Annotated in this window: 16 protein-coding genes and 3 pseudogenes; 8 read left to right on the top strand and 11 right to left on the bottom strand. The window is 67.6% G+C overall.

Annotated features, from left to right (window positions below):
* Window positions 1–61: 61 nt before the first annotated feature.
* Both NBG84_RS00005 and NBG84_RS00010 read right to left on the bottom strand, forming a co-directional pair.
* Window positions 62–772 (bottom strand): glycosyltransferase family 2 protein, encoded by a 711-nt coding sequence (locus tag NBG84_RS00005; protein ID WP_250917084.1) that lies wholly within the window; start codon window positions 770–772, stop codon window positions 62–64.
* A complete protein-coding gene (locus NBG84_RS00010) occupies window positions 756–1,169 on the bottom strand; it encodes a DUF2304 domain-containing protein (protein ID WP_250917085.1) in 414 nt (137 codons plus the stop codon). Before NBG84_RS00010 ends, NBG84_RS00005 begins: the two co-directional genes overlap by 17 nt.
* A 278-nt stretch (window positions 1,170–1,447) precedes the next feature.
* Here NBG84_RS00010 and NBG84_RS00015 point away from each other — a divergent pair, with 278 nt between their 5' ends.
* Together NBG84_RS00015 and NBG84_RS00020 are read left to right on the top strand one after the other, a co-directional pair.
* Window positions 1,448–1,603, top strand: coding sequence for a hypothetical protein (locus NBG84_RS00015; protein ID WP_250917086.1), 156 nt, complete (start codon window positions 1,448–1,450; stop codon window positions 1,601–1,603).
* 3 nt (window positions 1,604–1,606) lie between these two features.
* A complete protein-coding gene (locus NBG84_RS00020) occupies window positions 1,607–2,932 on the top strand; it encodes a glycosyltransferase (RefSeq protein ID WP_250917087.1) in 1,326 nt (441 codons plus the stop codon).
* Window positions 2,933–3,051: 119 nt separating this feature from the next.
* On the opposite strand, the gene NBG84_RS00025 is transcribed toward NBG84_RS00020, so the two are convergent.
* Window positions 3,052–3,801 (bottom strand): L,D-transpeptidase family protein, encoded by a 750-nt coding sequence (locus NBG84_RS00025; RefSeq protein ID WP_250917088.1) that lies wholly within the window; start codon window positions 3,799–3,801, stop codon window positions 3,052–3,054.
* Between the two features lie 134 nt (window positions 3,802–3,935).
* On the opposite strand from NBG84_RS00025, the pseudogene NBG84_RS00030 reads away from it, so the two are divergent.
* Both NBG84_RS00030 and NBG84_RS00035 read left to right on the top strand, forming a co-directional pair.
* Window positions 3,936–4,500: pseudogene (locus NBG84_RS00030) on the top strand (IS701 family transposase); the annotation flags it as partial.
* Between the two features lie 165 nt (window positions 4,501–4,665).
* Window positions 4,666–4,968 (top strand): annotated as a pseudogene (locus NBG84_RS00035) (integrase core domain-containing protein); the annotation flags it as partial.
* Window positions 4,969–5,406: 438 nt separating this feature from the next.
* On the opposite strand, the gene NBG84_RS00040 reads toward NBG84_RS00035, so the two are convergent.
* A complete protein-coding gene (locus NBG84_RS00040; RefSeq protein WP_250917089.1) occupies window positions 5,407–5,811 on the bottom strand; it encodes a hypothetical protein in 405 nt (134 codons plus the stop codon).
* Window positions 5,812–6,031: 220 nt separating this feature from the next.
* On the opposite strand from NBG84_RS00040, the gene NBG84_RS00045 reads away from it, so the two are divergent.
* Both NBG84_RS00045 and NBG84_RS00050 read left to right on the top strand, forming a co-directional pair.
* Window positions 6,032–6,634, top strand: a complete 603-nt coding sequence (locus NBG84_RS00045) for a helix-turn-helix domain-containing protein (RefSeq protein ID WP_250917090.1) — start codon at window positions 6,032–6,034, stop codon at window positions 6,632–6,634.
* A complete protein-coding gene (locus tag NBG84_RS00050) occupies window positions 6,631–7,158 on the top strand; it encodes a transposase (RefSeq protein ID WP_250917091.1) in 528 nt (175 codons plus the stop codon). The genes NBG84_RS00045 and NBG84_RS00050 overlap by 4 nt, the downstream gene beginning before the upstream one ends.
* Before the next feature lie 562 nt (window positions 7,159–7,720).
* Here the strand turns inward: NBG84_RS00050 and NBG84_RS00055 are convergent.
* The 3 genes and pseudogenes from NBG84_RS00055 to NBG84_RS00065 all read right to left on the bottom strand — a co-directional run bounded on the left by NBG84_RS00055 (window position 7,721) and on the right by NBG84_RS00065 (window position 10,115).
* Window positions 7,721–8,440, bottom strand: coding sequence for an MBL fold metallo-hydrolase (locus tag NBG84_RS00055; RefSeq protein WP_250917092.1), 720 nt, complete (start codon window positions 8,438–8,440; stop codon window positions 7,721–7,723).
* 572 nt (window positions 8,441–9,012) lie between these two features.
* Window positions 9,013–9,147 (bottom strand): annotated as a pseudogene (locus tag NBG84_RS41410) (hypothetical protein); the annotation flags it as partial.
* Between the two features lie 644 nt (window positions 9,148–9,791).
* Entirely contained in the window at window positions 9,792–10,115 is a 324-nt protein-coding gene (locus NBG84_RS00065; RefSeq protein ID WP_250917094.1) for a hypothetical protein, read from the bottom strand.
* 483 nt (window positions 10,116–10,598) lie between these two features.
* On the opposite strand from NBG84_RS00065, the gene NBG84_RS00070 reads away from it, so the two are divergent.
* Both NBG84_RS00070 and NBG84_RS00075 read left to right on the top strand, forming a co-directional pair.
* Window positions 10,599–10,877, top strand: a complete 279-nt coding sequence (locus tag NBG84_RS00070) for a hypothetical protein (RefSeq protein ID WP_250917095.1) — start codon at window positions 10,599–10,601, stop codon at window positions 10,875–10,877.
* A gap of 1,059 nt (window positions 10,878–11,936) precedes the next feature.
* Window positions 11,937–15,074 (top strand): ATP-binding protein, encoded by a 3,138-nt coding sequence (locus NBG84_RS00075; RefSeq protein ID WP_250917096.1) that lies wholly within the window; start codon window positions 11,937–11,939, stop codon window positions 15,072–15,074.
* Here the strand turns inward: NBG84_RS00075 and NBG84_RS00080 are convergent.
* The 4 genes from NBG84_RS00080 to NBG84_RS00100 all read right to left on the bottom strand — a co-directional run bounded on the left by NBG84_RS00080 (window position 15,055) and on the right by NBG84_RS00100 (window position 20,682).
* Window positions 15,055–15,846 (bottom strand): ABC transporter permease, encoded by a 792-nt coding sequence (locus tag NBG84_RS00080; RefSeq protein WP_250917097.1) that lies wholly within the window; start codon window positions 15,844–15,846, stop codon window positions 15,055–15,057. The genes NBG84_RS00075 and NBG84_RS00080 overlap by 20 nt on opposite strands.
* Window positions 15,843–16,814: an ATP-binding cassette domain-containing protein gene (locus NBG84_RS00085; protein WP_250917098.1), complete on the bottom strand. Its 972-nt coding sequence runs from the start codon at window positions 16,812–16,814 to the stop codon at window positions 15,843–15,845. The genes NBG84_RS00080 and NBG84_RS00085 overlap by 4 nt, the downstream gene beginning before the upstream one ends.
* Before the next feature lie 614 nt (window positions 16,815–17,428).
* Window positions 17,429–18,583: an FAD-dependent monooxygenase gene (locus NBG84_RS00095; RefSeq protein WP_250917099.1), complete on the bottom strand. Its 1,155-nt coding sequence runs from the start codon at window positions 18,581–18,583 to the stop codon at window positions 17,429–17,431.
* Window positions 18,580–20,682 carry a LodA/GoxA family CTQ-dependent oxidase gene (locus NBG84_RS00100; protein WP_250917100.1) on the bottom strand — a complete coding sequence of 701 codons (2,103 nt, stop codon included), beginning with the start codon at window positions 20,680–20,682 and terminating at the stop codon, window positions 18,580–18,582. Before NBG84_RS00100 ends, NBG84_RS00095 begins: the two co-directional genes overlap by 4 nt.
* Between the last annotated feature and the right edge of the window lie 199 nt (window positions 20,683–20,881).

Here is a 20,881-nt window from a genome sequence, read left to right on the forward strand (position 1 = left end):
CATCCAACCGGCCCTGGCCCCAGCGGGGGCAAGAACCCGGTAGACCAACACGGTCAGAGCACTAGCGCCGGATCAGGGCGAGGAGTACGACCAGGAGCGCCCGCGCGAGGTAGAGACAGGCTCGGAAGGGCCGCTGGCTGGGCCGCCCGCCCGCCCGCGCCCGCATGGCCACGGGCACCTGGCGTACCGCGAAGCCGCGCCGGGCCGCCATGGCCAGCGTTTCGACCGTGTCGCCGAGGTACTCCACCGGGTACTGGGCCGCGAACAGTTCCACCACCGGCCGGGACGCGGCCCGCATCCCCGAGGTGACGTCGGTCAGCCGCGTCCCGGCCAGCCGGGACAGCACCGTACTGAGGAGGAGCATCATCCAGCGTCTGGGCCCGCTGACGGCGTAGTCGCCCTCACCGGCGAAGCGGGCGCCGATCACCAGGTCGGCGCCCGTGTCGAGACGGTCGAGCAGGGCCGATACATAGCAGGGGTCGTGCTGGCCGTCGGCGTCGATCTGGACGACGCTGTCGTAGTCGCGCGCCGACGCGTAGCGGTATCCGAGCCGCATGGCCCCGCCGACACCGAGGTTGTACGGGAGGGAGGCGACGCGCGCCCCGGCCTCGCGGGCGCGGGCCGCGGTCCTGTCGGTCGAGCCGTCGTCGACGACGAGGACGTCCGCGGACGGGAGAGCTGTACGCACCTCGGCGATGACGGCGGGGATGCAGTCGGCCTCGTTGAGGGCCGGTACGACGACGAGGACGCGCCGTTCAGTCGTCGTTGCCATGGCGTCCGTCGGGGCTCGGGACCAGCAGGACGGGATCCCGCCGCACGGGGCCGGGCGGCCGCGCCAGGGCGTCCTGCTCCAGCCTGATGAGTGCGATCTCCTCGGAGAGGATGCGCGTCCTCTCGTCCTGTCGGCTGGCCTCCCATGTCAGATGCATACAGACGGCCAGCAGGAAGACCACACTGAGGAACAGCACCAGGCTGATGCCGTTTCTGATGCCGAGAAGGTGGGCGATGAGATCGGGGGCGCTGGGGAAGACGGACAGCACCACCACGAACACGGCTGTGACGAGCCACAGGACCGCGTATTTCTCGCGGAGTTGCCGTCGGCGCAGCAGCTCGATGAGGCCGGCCACGATGGCCAGGCCGACCACCACGGTGAGAAGGACGAGTCGCACGGCACCCGACACTAGTTCCTGACGTCTCGTCAGTTCGTGTATCGCCGTGTGTCGCGGCGGCCTGCGCCCGCCGCACCCGCCTGGCGGTCCCCCACCTGGTGCACCAGGAATGGCGAACTCTGCATTTCTCACATATAACCACATTCTCATGTCAGGATATGCCCGCTCGCCGACCGGTCATGATCCGCGCAGGAACCTCTTCCGTGGTCCGCAGGGCCGGCCGCCCGACCTCCGAGGGGCCATCCCCGCCCCTCTCATAGAGACCCGCGGAGGATCTCGTGTACGACAATCATCTCGCCGCGACGGGCTCAGGAGCGCTCGTCATCGGCTCCGTGGTACTGCCCTGGTGGCTGGTCGCTCTGCTGCTCGTCAGCGTCGGTTCAGGCCTGGTCGTCACCCGGGTTCACGCCCACCGCGCAGACGGCAGGGGCTGAGACATGAAGTGGTTTCCCTCGGCGGCCGCGATGGCCGCCGCTCTCGGACTGGTCCTCTACCTCGACGGCACCGATCTGAGCATCTACGGCATCGCGGTCTTCACCCTGCTGGCCACCAAGCTCACCGCATCCCTCCTCCACCGGCCCAAGACCCCCACGCCCGAAGAACGGGCGCGGGCACGGGCGCTGAGCGTCACCGCGGTGATCACGGTCTACAACGAAGACCCCATGACCTTCGCCCGCTGCCTGGACTCCCTGCTGCGCCAGACCAGGCCGCCCCAGAACCTGGTGGTCGTCGACGACCACTCCGCCGACCCGCGCGCCCTCGACCACGCCCGCTCGGCGGCCGTCACCGAGGCGTTCGCCCGCGCCGGGATCGGCTACCAGGTCATCGCCTTCCCCGCCAACCGGGGCAAGCGCCACGCCCTGGCCGCGGGCTTCCGCGCCCACCCCGAGGCGGACATCTTCCTCGGCGTCGACTCCGACACCGTCCTCGACGAGGCCGCGGTCGACGAGGGCACCCTCCCCTTCGTCTCCCCGGACGTCAACGCGGTCACCGGGCTGGTCGGCGCGCTCAACGCCCGCACCAACCTGCTCACCCGGCTGATCGACCTGCGCTACGCCAACGCGTTCCTCTACGAACGGGCCGCCTACTCCCTGCTCGGCTCGGTGCTGTGCTGCTGCGGCTCGCTCGCCTTCTACCGCGCCGAGGTCATCCGGGCCAACCTCGACGACTTCCTCACCCAGCGCTTCCTGGGCCGCGCGGCGACCTTCGGCGACGACCGCCGGATGACCAACTACTGTCTCCAGACCGGCCGCGTCCTCCTCCAGCCCACCGCCCTCGCCCGGACACTGGTCCCCGAAACCCTGGGCCACTATCTGCGCCAGCAGATCCGCTGGAACAAGTCGTTCGTCCGCGAGTCCCTCTGGGCCGTCAAGACCGCCCCCGCGGGCAGGCCGGCCTTCTGGCTCTCCCTGCTCGAACTCACCTCCTGGATCAGCTTCACCACCCTGCTCCTGATCGCGCTCGTGCTCACCCCCATCCACGCGAACGCCCACATCCTGCTCCTGTATCTCGTCTACGCCATGCTCGTGGGCTACGCCCGCTCGGTGCGCTACCTGGAAGCCGACCACCCCAACGGCATGCCCTGGGCGGAGCGCCTGGGCACCTTCCTCCTCGCACCCCTGTACGCGCTGCTGCACCTGACCCTCCTGCTCTGGGTACGGCTGTACTCGCTCGCGACCCTCAAGGACAACGGTTGGGGCACGCGGGAGAGCGTGGAAGTCGCCCTGACCGCCACACCACCGGAGATGCAGCGAGCCGCCTAGGCAGCGGCTCGGTCCACGACCTCACCCAGAATGATTGAAGACAGACTGCAGCCCGCACGCTGACGGCTCCCCCGGCATTCCCGGAGGGAGTCGTCAGGTGTCAGGCGGTACAACGTAGGTCAGGCCGTACGGGTCCCCCAGGCATAGACCGTGTCACCGAGCCGCAAGCCATTCCACAGGCGTTCGGCATCGTCATAGCGGAGATTGACACATCCGTGGGAACCGGGCTCCTCCCAGATCGTTCGATAGCTGGCGTGCAGGGCCTGGCCGCCGTTGAAGAACTGGCTGAACGGCATCGGCGCGTCGTAGAGATCGGACCACTGTTCCTCGACCCGCTCGTAGATCCGCTGCCGTCCGGTACGAGTGGGGAACTCGCCCGACCCGGTCCGTACAGGCACGGGCCCGAAGACCACCCGCCTGCCGTCCCACACCCAAAGCACCTGCCGAGCGAGATCGATACAGACGACGAGCGTGACGTCACGGGGGCAGCCGGTAAGGCTGGCGGGATCGGCACGCGCCTCCTCGTACTGGACCATCCTCCAGGTCTCCACCCCGGCGTACCCCGAGGCCGGAACAAGGCCGTTCCTCTCCTGTAGCCGCTGCACGGCGGCACAGTCGGCAGGCGTCTGGACCCCGTCCGCAGCAAGCCCGAGGTGACGCTCGACCACCGCCTGATACGGCCCCGCCTGCGTACTGCACTCCACCGCCCCCAGACGCCCGCCGACGGCCGATACAGCAGGAGACGCGCCAGCCCCCACCAGCAAGGCGGCGGCCAGCCCGCACAGAACGGCGGCCCGCGTCACGCGGGCGCTGCGCCGACGGTCGGCGCGGTGACGCTTCGCGCCCAGGGATATCAGCGGCTGGGGCATCGGAACGGGTCCTTCCCGCCGGGGCACAGGGACCGGATGTCGGTCGGTTCCACCATGCGTACTCCGCGTCCGGCCCGCTCCACCGCCGTAGCAGCCGGGCGATCACCCCACTGCCACAACCGGCATCAGCCCATGACCGCGAACGCTGCCGGGCCGCCGGAATCGGCGACACAGTCGCCTTCGAGACGAAGGTGGTGACGGCCAAGGCCATGGTCCGCCGGGCGATCGCCGAGAAGATCCCGTTCCGGTGGGTGACCGCGGACGCCGCCTACGGCTTCTCCAAAGGCTGGCGGTCCGAGCTGGAGCGAGGGGATGTCTTCCACGTCATGGCCACCACCCGGCACGACACCGTCGTCACCCGCTGGGCCATGGACCACCCGGTCCGCGATCTGTTCCCCGGGCTGCCCCGGCAGAAGTGGAGGCACCGCTCCTGCGGGAACGGTGCCCACGGGCCACGCGTCTACGACTGGGCCAGGGTGGAGGTCCGGCCCTGGCACCGCGAGGACCGCCGGCACTGGGTGATCGCCCGCCGCAGCATCCGCAGGCCGGAAGAGATCTCCTATCTACATCGCCTGCTGCCCGGCCGAGACCACACTCGACGAACTGATCCGCGTCGCCGGCACCCGGTGGGCAGTCGAGGAATGCTTCCAGACCGCGCAGCAGGAGTGCGGTCTGGACGACTACCAGGTCCGCCGCTACGACGTCCGCCCAAGCGTCGACCACGTCCTGCACTGGTCACACTGGCGACGCCGACGCCAGTTCCAGGCCCGCATCAGCCACTACAAACGACGCGGCAACACACCACCCAAAGACGACACACCGCCACGACAAAGACCGTTGCAGTACTAGGCCGCGGTCGCGGCCCGCGGATCGCAATACACGTCCGCCGCGTTCGCCCAGGTCTGCGACCGGTACGGCATCCGCAGGAGCATGGGAAGGGTCGGCTCGAGCTACGACAATGCCCTCGCGGAGAGTTTCTGGCAGGGCCTGAAGCGAGAGACGATGCACGGGAAGCTGTTCTCGACGATGCAACAGGCGAGACAGGAAATCTTCCGGTGGCTCACCTACTACAACACCCGCCGACGCCACAGCGCGCTCGACTACCTCTCCCCGATCGAGTTCGAACAGCAGCACCACAAGACAGCTAAACTCCAACTCACAGCATGAACCCCTGTGTCCACACTCCGGGGGTCACCTCACCTGGTCGCATCCCGTGGTCGGGTTCCATGTCGCTTCTGTCCACTCAATCGAACTCCGGTCAGCCACAGCTGCCCTGCCTCTCCCCCATCGCGTCTCACTCCCACATCAGCCAACTGCCCACTACCTCGGCCGGGCGGCCCGCCAACGTCAGAGCGTGGAACACTGGCCATCCAACCACCGTCTACACCTCGTATCAGCCTGGTACTACTTGGTCTTACCGTTCTGATCATTGAACAACCGGCTTCGGCTTTCCGGTCTTACGGACCAGCTGATACTGAGTAGTAGGTGAATGAAGATGAGGGAACGTTCAGAACCGAGACTGACCGCCGCGCCTATCCGAAGTGTGTGGGGTAGCCCTGTGTCGACGCGCGCGGTGGGTTGCCCTCGCTGGTTTTTGGTGCGGTTTCAGGACGGTGCGCTCGCGGGAGCGTTCTCGCCGGAGTGGGAAGTGGTGAGGGGTTCCTCGTTTGTGGTGGCTGGGGTGTAGTGCGGCGCGGCTGGGTGGCAGTTGGGGCACTTGGCCATGCGGACTTCGTCTCCGGGCAGTGTGACTTGGATCCATCGCAGTCCGAGATCGGGGCCGTCGCAGGTGCCGCACCATTCCGGTAGTGGTCCCAGGCGCGCTGCCGGTAGGGGTGGCGGCTCAGGGATGATCCGTCCGCGGGCGGCAGCGGCTCCCAGATAGGCCGACGCGAGTTGGGTGTGGCCGGCGGCCGCATGATTGCGGCCCTCGTTGAGCAGTTGGCGGGCCTGGTGGAGGAGCTCTTCCGCTGTGGTCAGATGCTCGTAGGTGGAGGGCAGGTGGATCACCTTCTCTTAACGATGGGAGTTCAGGGGCGGTGGTGCCGTGGGGGAAGTCGGCGCTTTCGGCCTTGGATCTGCGGAGGCGGGGCGCCGCCCTTGCGTGTTTCGGCGACAGCGCAGAATAGGCAGCGGGGGCCTCCCGGAGCAGCGGGGTCTAGTGCTCGGTTCCTCAAACGGTGGGTATGTATCCGGGTGTCGGATCGGTGGTCGGGGCGGGTGTCGGGCGATGGTCTTACGTGCACGGCAGGACGGCAGGACAGGCGAGCGGGGCATGGTCCTGCGGCTGGCGAGATCGAGGAAGGCTCCGAGGGACCTGGCGATGCGGGCGCGGATGGTCGAGCTGAGCTGGGCCGGGGAGACCGTGCCGAGGATCGCGTACGAGCTGTGCTGTGGTGAGAAGACCGTGCGGCGGTGGCTGCCCCGGTTCAACCAGTCTGGTCTGGAGGGCCTGGAGGACCTCGGGGGCCAGGGCCGTAGACGGCGGATCACCGAGAGGGAACGGTCAAAGGTCATCGGTCTGGTGAAGTCGCCGCCTCCGGGGCGGCTGATGGTGCAGCCGGGTGGGGACCTGGAAGCGTCGGATGAGTCGGGGCCGCCGGAGTGGACACTTGACGCCCTCGCCGCGGTCGCCCGTCAGGAGGGAATCAGGGTGAGCCGGTCCCAGGTCAGACGGATCCTGCTCGCCGAGGGTGTCCGCTGGCGCCGCACCAGGTCCTGGACCCGGTCGAAGGATCCGGGCTTCGAGGGAAAAGGACGCGGATCATCGGCCTGTACACCTGCCCGCCCGTCGGCTCGACGGTCATCTGTGCCGACGAGCTCGGGCCGGTGATCCCGCGCACCTTCCCGCCGGCGCCGAGCTGGTCACCGGACGGACACCGCATCAAAGCAGAACTCGACTACGGCCGCGGACCAGAGAAGACCTGGGTCTACGGCGGGCTGCGTGTCAGGGACGGGCATCAGGTCACCATGACCGCGCCCTCCCGTAACAGCGTCTTCTACCAGCAGTTCCTGCAGAAGCTCGAGCAGGCGAACCCGGCGGGTGTCATCTACGTGATCACGGACAATCTGTCCTCCCACAACAGCCTGTCCACCCGAACCTGGCTCGAGGACCACCCCCGCATCCGTCACGTCTTCATCCCCGTCGGCGCCTGCTGGCTCAACCTCCAGGAAGGCTGGTGGCGCATCTTCCGCAAAGCCGCCCTCGCCGGCAAGTCCTTCGCAGGCCCACCAGAGATCGATCAGGCCACCGCCCTCGCCACCACCCAACTCAACCAGCGCGCACGGCCATGGATATGGGGCAGGCCACCACCACCTACCCGCCGACTACGACGCCGCTATGTGTACACCGTTTGAGGAACCGAGCACTAGGGCGATCTCCTCACCTGCCTCGAAGAGCTCTGGCTGATCAGCGGCAGGCCGGCCGTGCATTGACGCCGCCGGTGACGGTTTCGAGTACCCGAGGAACGGCTGCCAGCGCACCGACCAGTCCTACCCCCAGGTCATCGACCGGGACCTCAGCTCGCTCATCGAACTGACCAATGTCAGCTGCGACGCAGCCACGATCGAGGACGTCACCTTCCGGGCCCAGCAGCCGATCGGCCGTAACGCGCCGCCCTTCTCCGAAGGCCCCGACTACCCCTTCCCGCCGGTGCCGCCCCAGGTTGAGGCGGTGGGCCCGGGCACGGACGTGATCACCGTCGGCGCGGGAGGAAACACCCTCAGCTTCGCCGACATCCTCCTCAAGTGCCAAGAGAACGGACGGCAGGCCGTACTCCCTGGCGACCCCCGCGCCGGTCCCCGCGACCCCAACAAACAACGGCCGCGGTTGCTTCGGAGGTGATCGACGTTCGCACTCTTGCGGTGTCGGGGCGTCACTCCTCCAATTGCCTGTGTGATGGATTGACTTGTGTTGAGCTCACACCCAGTCATTCTCCGGAGTTGCCGCCCGCAGCATTTCGCTCGCGCCCCGGAACACCGGCTCGCCGTGCGGGACGCATAGTGCTTCGACCTCCAGCGAGGCCAGCCGCCTGAAGGAGGCAATAGCCTGCTCCCTGTTCACGTTGAAAGGGCCGAGGATTGCCCGGCCCTCCACGGTGGCGACGATGTCACCCGGGAACAGCACACCGCTGGAGGGGAGGTGTAGCGCGATGCTCCCCGGGGTGTGTCCCGGCACGTGCAAGATACGGACGGGCTCGCCCCAGTCATCAATGGTGTCTGCGTCGTGCAGTTCCACATCCACCGGCACATGGTGCAGGGGCCGGACGTACGCTTCGGAGAAGCCCGCCACGATCTGCTCATGAAGCACGCGTTCCGAGGCCGTGCACACCGGTTGGGGTTCGGGTGCCGTGCCGCGGATATACGGGGCGTCCACAGCGCCCGCCAAGACGCGAGCCCCGGTGGCGGCGACGAGATCCGCAGCTGAGCCCATATGGTCGATGTGAGAGTGAGTGAGCACGATCTGCCGCAGGTCCTGTGAGTGGCCGCCGAGCTGCGTCAGAGCATCGAGGATCGCGGGGGCGGACCCCGGCATGGCAGTGTCGATCAGACCGTAACCGTCCGGCAGACGCACGAAGTAGACGTGCCCGACGGGGAAGGCCAACTGCCAGATGGCATGGGCGACCTGGGTGAGTTCCATGATCCGACGCTAGCGCGGGGCCCGCGAATGCCCCTGGCTCCTCTGCCGACGGCAGATTCCGCGCAGCGTGAACGAGGTCGCCGGGATGCAAGCCTAACCCTCAGCGTAGAGGCAGAGTGAAGGCCACTGGCCCCGGTTGGATGAGGTCCTCCTCTCGAAGCTTCGCGGCGCGAACACCCTGGTTTTCTCCCAGGCTGCGGTCGACGGCTTCCATATCCGGGCCTCAAAGGGGGAGCAAAGGCCGGACGACGTCCTGGTCGACCGGGGCAGACCGGGCAGCAAGCGCCACTTGATCACCGACACCACTGGCGTCCCGCTCTCCACCACCCTGACCGGCGGGCAACCGCAGCGATGTCACCCAACTCATACCCCTTCTCCAGGCGAAACCGCCCGTGCGAGTTAAGCGCGGCAGGCCCCGACGCTGCCCTGACATGGTGCTCGGTGACTGCGGCTACAACCACGACAAGTACCGTCGGCTGGTTGGGAACCTCGGAGTGAGCCCGCTGATCGTTAGCCGCGACACGGAGCACGGCTCCTGTCTCAACACACAACGCTGGGTCAAATCCGGGCAGTCACCACTCTTGGAGGCGGGTGGCGTCTTCGATACGTCCTACTTGCCGGTAGCAGGTGATGAGATTGTTGCGGACGGCGAGGGTGTTCGGGTGCTCCCGCCCGAGGATGCGCTCGGTATCGGCAAGGACCTGCTCTTCGAGGTGGACGGCTTCCTCAAGCCGTTCTACCTGCCAGTAGAGAGGTGGCGAGGTTGCTGCGGACGGCGAGGGTCGTGAGGTGGTCGACCCCGAGGAGGCACTCGCTGCGGTCCATCATGTGTCGCCAGTAGTCAGACGCGGTGGTCATCAGACCCGCATCCAGAAGGCTTACCCCAGCCCGGAACAAGACCCTGTGGCCTTCCCGGTGCCAGAGGTGGTCACCGGAGTGCTCGGCAAGTAGGTCGGTGTTGGTTCGGAGTGTGGCGGCGAGGCCAGCATGGAGCTGATCGGGGTTGGGGCAGAGCTCCACCAAGGGATCAGCGGAAGTCTTCGCGATGGCGGCGAGTTGGGTATCGGCAATGCTCTCCCGGACTGCGCGGGCGGTGAGGGCATGAATCCGCACCGCACGCGGCTCAGCCGCGTGCTGCAGGTGATCAGGGCATAGCGGTGTAGTGCCCGCAGCACCCGATGAACCTGTTCGGAGGAGACCGGAGGGGTTCCTTAGCGCGGCAAGGGGCCGGGCCCGAGCCCGCTGTAGGTGGGGTGATGGGCTGAACGTTCGCCGGGTGGGCGGTCATCTCCCCCTTGTCCTGGAGGACGCAAGCAAAGGCCATCGTCCTCCAGGCTCTTTTGCCGCGTTCTCAGCCGATGACCCTCACGGATAGGGGGCCTCCGATACGGGACCGCGTGCTACCAGGGGCGAGGTCCAAGACGAAGATGTCGCAGCCCCCGTTGCGGTAGAGGCGCACCGTCTTGTTCGTCTCGTTGGTGATCGATGATGCTCGGGCCTGGAGGGTGATACAGACGTTGTCCGGTGGGTTGGAGATCCGGAACTCTTGACTGTTGACATCGAAGTACCGAATCGTCCCCGTGGCGGCCTGCGCGTTGGGGGACAGGCTAAGGGTCAGCACGACTGCCGTGCTGACCGCTAGGCCGATCCTGCTCAGGCGGGTGTGTGCGAGCATGAGAAGAGTCCTCTCCCTGTGTGCGCCGGCTCCCAGCGTGCCGGCGTCCCAAGGGAGGGATCCCCCATTCGGCGGTAGTCCAGAAGCGATTCGATTCACGACCACCCGCAAGGTGCACAAGTCGTGTTATCGCTTCGCCGGCCGCATGGTGCCACTGCCGTATGCGCGGGTTCGGTTCGTCGCCATGGCGAGCAGGCCGCACAGACGCTCCTGATTCTCTCTCTGCTGCCCTGCTGCGCCATCTCATCTCGGTGTCCCGCCAAGATGGGGACTGAGGTGGGCCTCCGGTGGAACGGAGTGACCACGGAATCGCGAAATTGCCCATCCATTGCCCATTTCATGGGCCCGTTGCGCACTCGGGTGCGGAACCTAGACCTCCGGTTTTCAGCACTCCCGTCCTTCCTGCAGTTGGTGTAGTTCCTGGTAGAGCCCGCCGTCTGCGTTGAGGAGCTCGGTGTACGTACCGGATTGGATGACGCGTCCTTGGCGGAGTACGAGGATGCGTTCGGCGGCGCGAGTGCTGGCGAGGCGGTGGGTGATGACTTCGCCGCGCTGGATGTCGAGGTCGACGTCGTTGACGGCGGGGGTGGTGGCGCCGGGGTAGGTGTAGGTGAGACTGCGCGCGGTGATCCGCTGCGGACCGCTGGTAGGAGCGTGCTGTTGCGGGCGGTGATGGCGCGGAAGACTTCGGTGGTGCTCGTGGGGTCTTCTTTGAATTTGTCGTGGGTTACCGAGATTTCCCAGGTGAGCCAGTTGCGGTAGTCGAAGACCCTGCTCCCACCCAGTGGGGCGGGAGCAGCATGGCGTCGGACGGAGGTCGGAACAGGGCCCCGCCGACCGGCCAGTCCCTGTTCTGCAAGGTTCACCATAGAACCGAGAACCAGGTTTACCACACTCAATATGAGCATTACAGATACGACTTGAAGCTCCTTAAGCGCAACCCTGATGGTCGTGTAACTATTTCAACCATCCCCCCTACACTTGACACACAAGAGGCCCTTAGATCGCCACACAGGGCTTCTATCGCTTGATGTTGCGGTCCGCTGAAAAAGAGACCCGGGCACGGTCTGGAGTTGCTCCTTAGAGCCCCCCGAAGCCACCTACGGAGACATGAGGCCTCCACCTCAAGGTCATCTACTCGCTGTCCGGAGTGGAGGCGCCCACAGCGCATTGCCGCCGATTCTTGGGCGGCGGTGTGAAGCACATCGAGCACGTCGCGGTGACGGTGAAAGCACTGACCGACTTGCGCAAGGCTGTGCGCAATTGGCCCGGTTGACGAACGAGTGCCGCACCCGCCGCAGCGTCGCCCCGCTCCCGCCGGTCACCACGACCCGCCTGATCCATATGCTCGCGCCCCGTCCCACAACGCCGAGGGCCGGCTCACCTCCGCAGCACGACCGGACCGCCTTCGCCGACGAACTCGGCAATGACACTGGCCACCCTTCCCGGCCGCTACTACGACATGGGCAAGATGGCCGAACGGCGACACCTCAGGGGCACGCGACGCTGGTTGTCGGGCCGGTTGGGGCGTAGCTGATGGTGCGGCTCATGGCTCCGGGCAGAGTCGCAGTTCTCGCGCCCCCTACTGTTGAGGCCGAACACCACGTTCTGGGCGCCAGCCGCCCCGCACAAGCAATCAACGTCACGGGGGACTCTGCCGGGGACTGCTGGGGCAGAGGAGCGGGGCCAAGCGGGGCGAACTCGCCATCGCAGAATGTGTTGTTGAGCGGGTGAGTGCGCAGTGCGTCGCCGTGCCCCCTCGACACGATCGTCTGTCTCACTGACCTCCGCACGGTCGGCAGCCTTGGCTAGTGTGCACGAGTGACCACCGATCTGACTCTGCTGCCTCGCGTCGCCTATCGCCAACTGGAGGTCACCGCACCCCGGCTCCGCTGTCTCCTCGCGTTGCTCGCACGCGACGTGCGGGCCGGCTGTAGCACCGAGCGGCTCGTGGCGGGGCTGTGGCCGGATGAGTTGCCACAGCGGCCAGAAAAGGCAGTACAGGTCCTCGTGTCCAGGGCCCGGGCGCAACTGGGCGCCGACGTCGTCGTCAGCACGCCGACCGGATACCGGCTCGCACTCGCCGAAGAACAAATCGACAGCTCCGCCCTGCTGCTGCACGCCGCCACGAGCGCGGACCGAGCAAGGGCCGGCGACCACGCGGGATCACTGGCGGCGGCCGAGGCCGGACTCGCACTGTGGGAGGGCACCCCGGACACGGCCGGCGACACCAACGACCCCGTAGCCGCGTTGCGTACCGAGCGGGCACCCTTCCACGGGACCCTCGTACGTGCGCAGGCGCTCGCGCTCGCCCGCCTCGGACGGCACGCGGAGGCGGCCAGGCCGCTGGCGGTGGCCGTGGCCGAGCATCCGCGCGACGAAGAGGCGCTGGCCGAATTGCTGCGCGGCCAGGCGGCGACGGTGGGGCCGTCGGCAGCGCTGATGCGGTATGAGGCGTACCGGCGTGAGCTGCGCGACGAGCTCGGCACGGAGCCGGGCGCCGGACTCAAGGCCGTACAGCGGGAACTGCTGCGGGGCGAGGCGCCCGTGGTCAAGCACGGCGTGCCGCATGAGCCGAATCAGCTACTGGGTCGGGACGACGACATTGCGGCGGTGGAGCGACTACTGCGTGCCTCCCGCACTGTCACCATCCTCGGCCCAGGGGGCCTCGGCAAGACCCGGCTCGCTCATGCCGTCAGCCGCCGGGCCGAGCAGCTCGTGGTGTATTTCGTGCCGCTCGCCGGGGTCACAGCGGACGCGGACGTGGCCGCGGAGGTGGCCTCCGCACTCGGTGCGGGCGAGGGGCGACCCGGCACCCTCAGCGGCCTTGCCCCGGCCCACCCGGTCTTTGGCATCCTCGGCGTACTCGGCTCCGGGCCCGCACTGCTGGTGCTCGACAACTGCGAGCAGGTCATCCAGGGTGCAGCCGACCTCGTGCAGGCCCTGATCTCCGGAGCGAAGGATCTGCGGGTCCTCACCACCAGCCGGGCCCCTCTTGGCCTGACATCGGAGGCCGTGTACCCGCTGCCGGAGCTCGGGCTCGACACCTCGGTCGAACTGTTCACCCAGCGGGCCAGGGCCGCCCGGCCCGGCGTGCAACTGCCCCCGGAGGCGGTGGCCGAGCTGGGCCGCCACCTCGACGGGCTGCCGCTCGCCGTGGAGCTGGCCGCTGCACGGGTGCGGGTGCTTTCGGTACCGGAGATCGCCCGGCGCCTCGGCGACCGGTTCGCGCTGTTGCGCGGCGGGGTGAGGGGCGCGCCAGAGCGGCACCGCACACTGCACGCGGTCGTGGAGTGGAGCTGGAACCTCCTCGCGGATGACGCACGGGCGGCGCTGCGCTTGCTGTCCGTCTTCCCCGGCGGCTTCTCGGGCGAAGCGGCTGAGCAGGTCCTTGGCGACGATGCGTTGTTCCTCCTGGAGCAGTTGGCCGACCAGTCACTGCTCACCGTCGCCGACACCCCGGCCGGTGTGCGGTTCTGGATGCTGGAGACCGTACGGGAGTTCAGCGCGGCCCGGTGTGTGGAGGCGGGCGAGAATGAGGAGGCCATCGACCGGTTCCTTGCCTGGGCGAGGGACTTCGGGGTCGCCCACCACGACGTGCTCTTCTGCTCGGATCGGCTGGCCGCCTGGGAGCGGACGAGGACCGAGCAGGACAACCTCGTGCTGGCCCTGCGGCACGCCCTGGCTCGTACCGATGGCCCCAGCATCGCCGCCCTCACCGCCGTCCTCGCCGCTCTGTGGTCCACCGACTCCAACTTTCCGCGCCTCTCCGCCCTGGCCGAAGACACCGGCTCGGCGCTGTCGCACTACTACCCAGAGCCCGAGTACGTCGAAGTCGCCCGTGCCGCAGCAACGTTGTGCATGGCAGGTCTGTTGATGGGCTACGGCCTGCGCGCCGTACGCCAACTCGTCACCCTCCGGCGGCTGCCCCCGGCCCCGCCGGACACGCTGCTGCGGGCCGTTGCGGTGGTACTGAGCGCGGTTCCCGAGATGCTGCCTCCCGACTACGACGTGCTGCGCAACCTCTGCGACGATCAGCAGCCGCTCGTCGCCGGCATCGCCGAGTGCATCGCCAGCTACCTCTGGGAGTACGAGCACGACATCGATCGCGCGCTCGCCTCGGCCCGCCGGATGATCGCCGCACTGGCTCCGGTGGACAACCCGTCCCTGCTGCTCATGGGTCATTCCCGGCTGAGCGAACTGTGCTTGCGGACGGGGCAGGGCGAGGCGGCGTACGAGCACCTGAAGGAAGCGCTTGAGGTGCTGCCGCAGCTTGGCGACGAGCACGACTACATCGGCATCCGCTGGGGCCTCGCCCTCGCCTGCCTACAGCGTGACGACCCCGACGAGGCCGAGTACTGGCAGCAGCAGGCGGAGCGCGACACCATCCCGCACCAGGACACCTTCTACAGCCCGGACCTCGGCGGGCGCGCCGAGATCGCACTCGCCCGCGGACTGGTGAAGGTCGGGCTCGGCCTGTGGCGCAGCGCCGTGGAGCGGATTCCCAAGGCCGGCTCGATGCAGAGCGGCGACCCCTGGCTCGACCCGTGGGCGCTTCAGATCCAGTCGGCGGCGGTGACGGCGCACGCGCACGCCGGCAGGCTTGAGTTGGTCGCTCAACCGCTGGACCGGTTGCGTCAGGGGCTGCGAACCCTGCTCTCCGGTCCGCCCCGCTCGCCCATGGAGCTCCCCGTGTTCGGAACGGTGCTGCACGCCCTTGGTAGGGCGGGGCTCGCGTCCGGCGACGCCGGTGCCGTACGGATGATCGCGCTGGCCGAACGGCTTCGGGTGCTACGCGAGTTCCAACCGACGATGTCGGCGGCCCACGCCCGGCTGGCCGTCGAGGGCGCCGGGCACGCTGTCGGCGCGGCGTACACCGACGCGGTGTCGGAGTACACCGCCCTGGAGCGGGACGAGCTGTGGGAGGCAGCCCGCGCGCTCATCGCGGATCGCGGTTGAACTGCGCCGTCGACCAGCGGTAGCCGAGAGCGGAAAGCGCCAGGCACCAGACGATCGTGGTCCACCCGTTGGTGCCGATCTCGCTGCCGAGCAGCAGGCCACGCAGGGTTTCGATGGCAGGGGTGAACGGTTGGTACTCGGCGATCGGCTGGAACCAGCCCGGCATGGCGTTGATGGGGACGAAGGCGCTGGAGATAAGCGGAAGGATCATCAGTGGCAGCGCGTTGTTGCTGGCAGCTTCGGGATTCGGGCTGGCCATGCCCATCCCCACCGCGATCCAGGTGAGCGCCAGGGCGACCAGTACGAGGAGGCCAAATGCCGCGATCCACTCCAGGGCCGTGGCATTGCTGGACCGAAAGCCGATGGCCACGGCGACGGCACCGACGAGGACCACGCTGATGACCGATTGCAACACGCTTCCGACGACGTGCCCGACGAGCACGGAGCCGCGGTGGATCGCCATCGTGCGGAAGCGGGCGATGATGCCCTCGGTCATGTCCATGGAGACGGACACCGCAGTCCCAGCCGGGGTGGCGCCAATCGTCATCAGCAGGATGCCCGGCACCAGGTAGGCGATGTAGTCGGAGCGATCGGCTCCGCTGCCACCGATTCCCGCGCTCATCACTTCGCCGAAGACATAGACAAAGAGCAGCAGCAGGACGATCGGCGTGAGCAGGATGTTCAGCGTGAGCGAGGGGTAGCGCCGGGCGTGCAGGAGGTTGCGGCGCAGCATGGTGTTCGAGTCGCGTACGGCGTGGGTGAGGGAGCTCATCGGGCGTTCTCCTTGGACTGGGTGGGGATGTTGGTGTTGCTGGTGAGGGCGAAGAACACGTCGTCGAGGTCGGGGGTGTGCACGGTGAGTTCGTCGGCCTCGATGTCGGCCGCGTCCAGCCAGTCGAGGAGGGAGCGCAGTTCGCGTTGGCTGCCGTCGCTGGGGATCTGGAGGGAGAGGGCTTCGTCGTCCCTGGTGACCTCGCTGAGGGCGAGGTGGGCGGCCTGGTAGGCGGCGGGGTCGGTGAAGCGGAGTCGGATGTGGCCGCCGGGGATGAGTCGTTTGAGTTCGTCGGCGGTGCCCTCGGCGGCGATCTTGCCGTCATTGAGCACGGCGATGCGGTCAGCTAGTTGGTCGGCTTCTTCGAGGTACTGGGTGGTGAGGAAGACGGTGACACCGCTGGTGACGAGATCGCGGATGATGTCCCACATGTTGTGGCGGCTGCGTGGGTCGAGGCCGGAGGTCGGTTCGTCGAGGAAGATGATCCGCGGGTTGCCGACCAGGGTCATGGCGAGGTCGAGGCGGCGTTTCATGCCGCCGGAGTAGGTGGCGGCGGGCTTCTTCGCGGCGTCGGTGAGGTCGAAGCGCTCCAGGAGTTCCGCGGTGGTACGGCGTCCCTCGCGCCGGGAGAGATGGTGCAGATCCGCCATGAGGAGCATGTTCTCCTCGCCGGTGATCAGGCCGTCGACGGCGGAGAACTGTCCGGTGACGCCGATCGTTGCCCGGACGGCCTGCGGGTCGGTGGCCAGGTCGTGGCCGCCGACCTTGGCCTCTCCGCCATCGGCGGTGATGAGGGTGGAGAGGATCTTCACGGCGGTGGTCTTGCCGGCACCGTTCGGCCCGAGCAGCGCGAAGACCGTGCCGGTCGGCACCGCCAGGTTGATGCCGTCGAGGACCGTCTTCTCCCCGTAGGCCTTGCGCATCCCCCTGGCCGTGATGGCGAGTGAGTGCGGTGTCGTTGTCGTCATGCCGCAGAGGTTGCAGCAGGTCGCATTCAGTACGGTTTCACTGTGGTTTCAGTGTCCTGGAACAGCGTGTGGAAGACCATGGTCTCCAAGACCAGGCGACGCTGAGGCACCAGGACCGACCCAGTCCTGAGAAGAGCGCCACGGCGTCAGCGAACGAGTCTGGAGCGGCAACCCGAACCCACTGCTTGGGCGGGAGATCAGCGCCCTGGTGCCGGGCACTGCCCCGGATCTGAGTTGCGGTGAGGGTGGTGACGCCCGATGGCTGGCCTCGCGCGGATGGCGGGTGACCGCCGATGGGATGTCGTGAGCGGGAAGGAGCCGTCGACGACCAGGGAGTGGTAGCACGTGGTGCCAGCGGGAGTCTGGGTCATGAGTCGTCGAGGCAGGCCGTTCGCGCGGCCTGATCCGTGAACTCGATCGCGAGCAGCATCTGGAACGCACGAGCGGGCACGAGGAACAGGGCGAGGCGGGTAGGCGACCACGTTGGTTCTCCCGAGCAGGATGAACCGATGCTTGCCGCTGGGAGAGGCGTGGTGCGGGAAGGCGGAAATCATCGTGTCTTCCGTGAAGCCGCCAGTCTGCCGACGAGTGCGGGTTCATGGGAGGAGTGCCGGTCAGGGGTGCGCGGTCGTTGCGCTGGCCAGTAGGGGTGGATGGTGCCGGCGCTGCCAAAAGGTATGCGTGGGCCAGCGTTTCTCCCAGGAGTGGACGGTGCGGTGGCCGAGCAGGTAGCTGTCGAAGGTCTCGTCCAACTGCGCTGTGTAGTGGCCGGTCGCGTCGTGTGTGCCGCTGAGGTGGGCGTCCACGGTCTCACCGGCGCACTTGCCGGTGTAGAGGGCGGTGAGGATGCCCTGGGAGGAGACCGGGTCGTAGGCGGTCGCGGCGTCACCGGCGGCGATCCATCCCTCGCCCGCCGCTGGTTCCAGCCGGGCGGTGTGGGCGGCGCATCGGCGTGGCACGTCGTCCGGGCGGGCTTGGCGGCCCTCGGTGCGCGCGGCGATGTGCGGGGTGGTGGCGAGTCGGTCGAGGAATGCCGTTGGGGTGGTGAGGGCGGGTGGGGTGAGATCGGTGTCGGTGAAGTAGGCGACGAGCCGGCCGGTGGGGTGGCAGGGGGCGGTGTACCACCATCCGTCGGGCGCGGATTCGATGAGGGAGCGGTTCTCGTTGTCCTGCGGGTCGTGGGCGAGCCGGAGGTGGACGGCGACGAGCCGGTCGTATCGGCGTCGCTGGGCTCCGCAGAGTGTGGCGATGCGGGCGCGCCGGCCGGTGGCGTCGATCAGCCAGCGACATTGCACGGTGTGGCGGGTGTTGCGGGTGGTCACTGTGACCTCCCAGCTGCCGCCGGGTTCGCGTGTCGGTCGTCCCACGGTGGAGTCTTCTGCGACTTGCGCACCACAGGCGAGGGCGCTTGTGCGCAGCAGGCGGTCGAAGGAGGGCCGGTCGAGGTGCCAGCCGTGGCCGTGCGGGTCGTTGATGAAGTGGACTTGCTGAGGGTAGGGCGATCCCCAGATGGAGAGGGTGCCGTGGCAGGGGCGATGGTCACGGTCAAGGAGGCGGGAGTCGATACCGAGGTCGTTGAGCAGCAGTCGGGCGGCCGGTACGAGGGATTCACTCGTTTTCGGCGGCCCGGTGTGTGCATCGGCGAGCAGGACGCTGCGTCCGGCCCGGGCCAGCGTGATGGCGGCGGCGGCGCCGGCCGGCCCACCGCCGGCAACCACGGCGTCGTAGTAGCCCCAGCGGCGCCCGGTGGTCGCCGCTGCGATCGTCATTCGCTGTCCCGGAGGGGGTCAACATTGGCGATGTAACCGGCCGAGATCTCCGCGGGATCGAATTCCGTCTTCTGAACGACCTCTTCGACGGCCTGCCGGTTCGCGTCGGTGCGCTGCGCTTCACCGGTCGCGGCGGGGCCAGCCTCGGGGACGTGGACGTTGACCAGGTTACGGCGGTCGTTGACCTTGGGGAGAGTGAAGTCGGGCGTGGATTCTGCCAGGACGCGATCGGGGAACTTGCCGTCCCCGGCCGTGTACGGGTGGGTTTCGACGATGCCGAACCTGGCCCACCAGTCGACCATGTTCTGCAGGCCCTTGAGTTTGTCCGGGTTCAGGAAGCGGTGCCAGACCGCACGCCGGGCGAAAGCCTGCTCTCGCTGGTCATCGGTGGCGGTCGTGTCGTTGACGATGTTGAAGTCCTCCTCCTTCAGCACCTGATTGGGTACCCGGGCGGGCCAGAAGGACGGCAGGTAGGGGCTGTAGCGAGGACCGATGTTGGCGACCAGTTCGTAGCCCGAACGGCAACTGGCGGTGTCGGTCTGCCAGGGAATGCCCATCCAGCGGGTGAGGTCGCCAGGGCCTTGGGCGTACAGCGGACCATCCATGGCCAGCGCCTTGGCGGGCGTGAGGAAGGGATCGCGGTCTTGGTCATTGACGTCGGTGCGGTGCAGGATGCGGAAGGGTTCCTGGTACAGCGTGCGGTGGCGGATGGGCCAGGTGACCTCGCAGCCCGGATGGAAGGCGTCGGCGAGGCAGTACTCCAGCGCCGCGCGGTCAAGCAGCCCGGGTTGCAGGGCGAGGGGTGCCTCGCTGAGTTCCGGCTGGGGCGTGCTGAGCCTGGTGTCGTCGAACTTTCCGTCCACCCACAGTTCGAGCATCTTCTCCTGCGTCTGGGTGAGCACGCCGTGCTGCAGGGGGGACTTCGGCCGGCTGGCCATGGCGTCTCCGTAGAGCCAGGGCCAGGGCAGCGGCGACATGCCGTCCCGCTGGTAGTTGCGCATGTAGTAGTAGACGCGCTGCCGCAGGCCCCGGTACTGACGTTTGCTGCTGCCGAGCGTGGCGAGGACCTGCGGTGAGGAGAAGTCGTTCGGGGCACGCCATCCGAACTCGGCTGCGAAACCTTCGTTGACCCACTGGTGTCCGGTGAGCCGCAACAGCAGCGGTTTGATGTGTTCGTCGAACGTCACCCTGGTGGGGAAAGGCAGGTCGCCCTTCCGTACAAAGAGGTCGTACAGCAGGTCGTAGAGCGTCACGATGCCCTTGACGTCCGGTGCGTAGTTCGGTGGCGCGACCACCACCCAGGCCGGCTTCGCCTCGAAGGTCTTGTCGCCGATCTTGACCTTGGCGGTTACCGGACCGTCCGAGATGTCGTCGTACCAGCCCTCATTGTTGCCGAACGTTGTGAGTGCGGTCTTGGGACTGGTGAAGGAGGCGCAGTGCCCCTTGCCTCCCAGAACGACGAGCCGGCCCGCCTCGTCAGTCCGCAGTTCGCCCAGGTACACCGCGATCCCGTTGATCGTCCCCGTGTCGAACGTCTTGCCGCTCTGGTTAAGTCCGGAGACCGACTGCGGGGGCGGGGTGTTCTTGAGTTTGCTCCTGGCTGTGATGCCTGCATTGCGTCGCGCGAACTGCGCCTCCGGAAGGCTCTGGGCGTCTGGGATATCCAGAGCGAGGGAGAACTTGTACCAGGAGGCCTTCTTGTTCGCCAGGCGGGCGGTCCAGGTGACCGTTGCGCTGTCCGACCCGTGTTTGACTTCGCCGAGAACGTTGCCGTTCTGGTCGTAGCTGTAGACGCGGAACCGTGCTGCCTGCCTCTTCACCGTGGCGGAACCGTCTTTCGAGAAGCCCGGCGCCTTGGGCGGTTCGTCCGGGCTCTCCGGCCCGTAGAAGAACTTGCTGCTGCTGTTCCCGACCCGCGCGATACCGATCGCAGGATGGATCTTCACATACGCGATCTCCGCCATGGCGTTCTCCAGAGTGATCACGGAACCGCCGGAAACCGGGCGCCTGCACACGGCCCCTGCCCACATGTCATCCACGCGATCCACACCACGGTCTGCGGCACGCAGGACGCCACGCAACTCCGCTGGCTGTGCCATTGAGGGGCATCCCGGGCACAGAGCATCAAGCCTCCGTGCGAACGGGCTGGAAGAGGTCAGCAACACCCCGGGGCGGTCCCCGAACACACCGACGATGCGCGCGAAACCCCTCCACCACGATAGGCATGTTCCGGTCTGATCGCACGCGGAGGAACAGTCCACGGTGGTGACGCGCCGAGGCGTCGACTGAGGACGCGCC

The sequence above is a fragment of the Streptomyces albipurpureus genome, from assembly GCF_023701525.1.
GTDB classification, from domain to species: Bacteria; Actinomycetota; Actinomycetes; order Streptomycetales; family Streptomycetaceae; genus Streptomyces; species Streptomyces albipurpureus.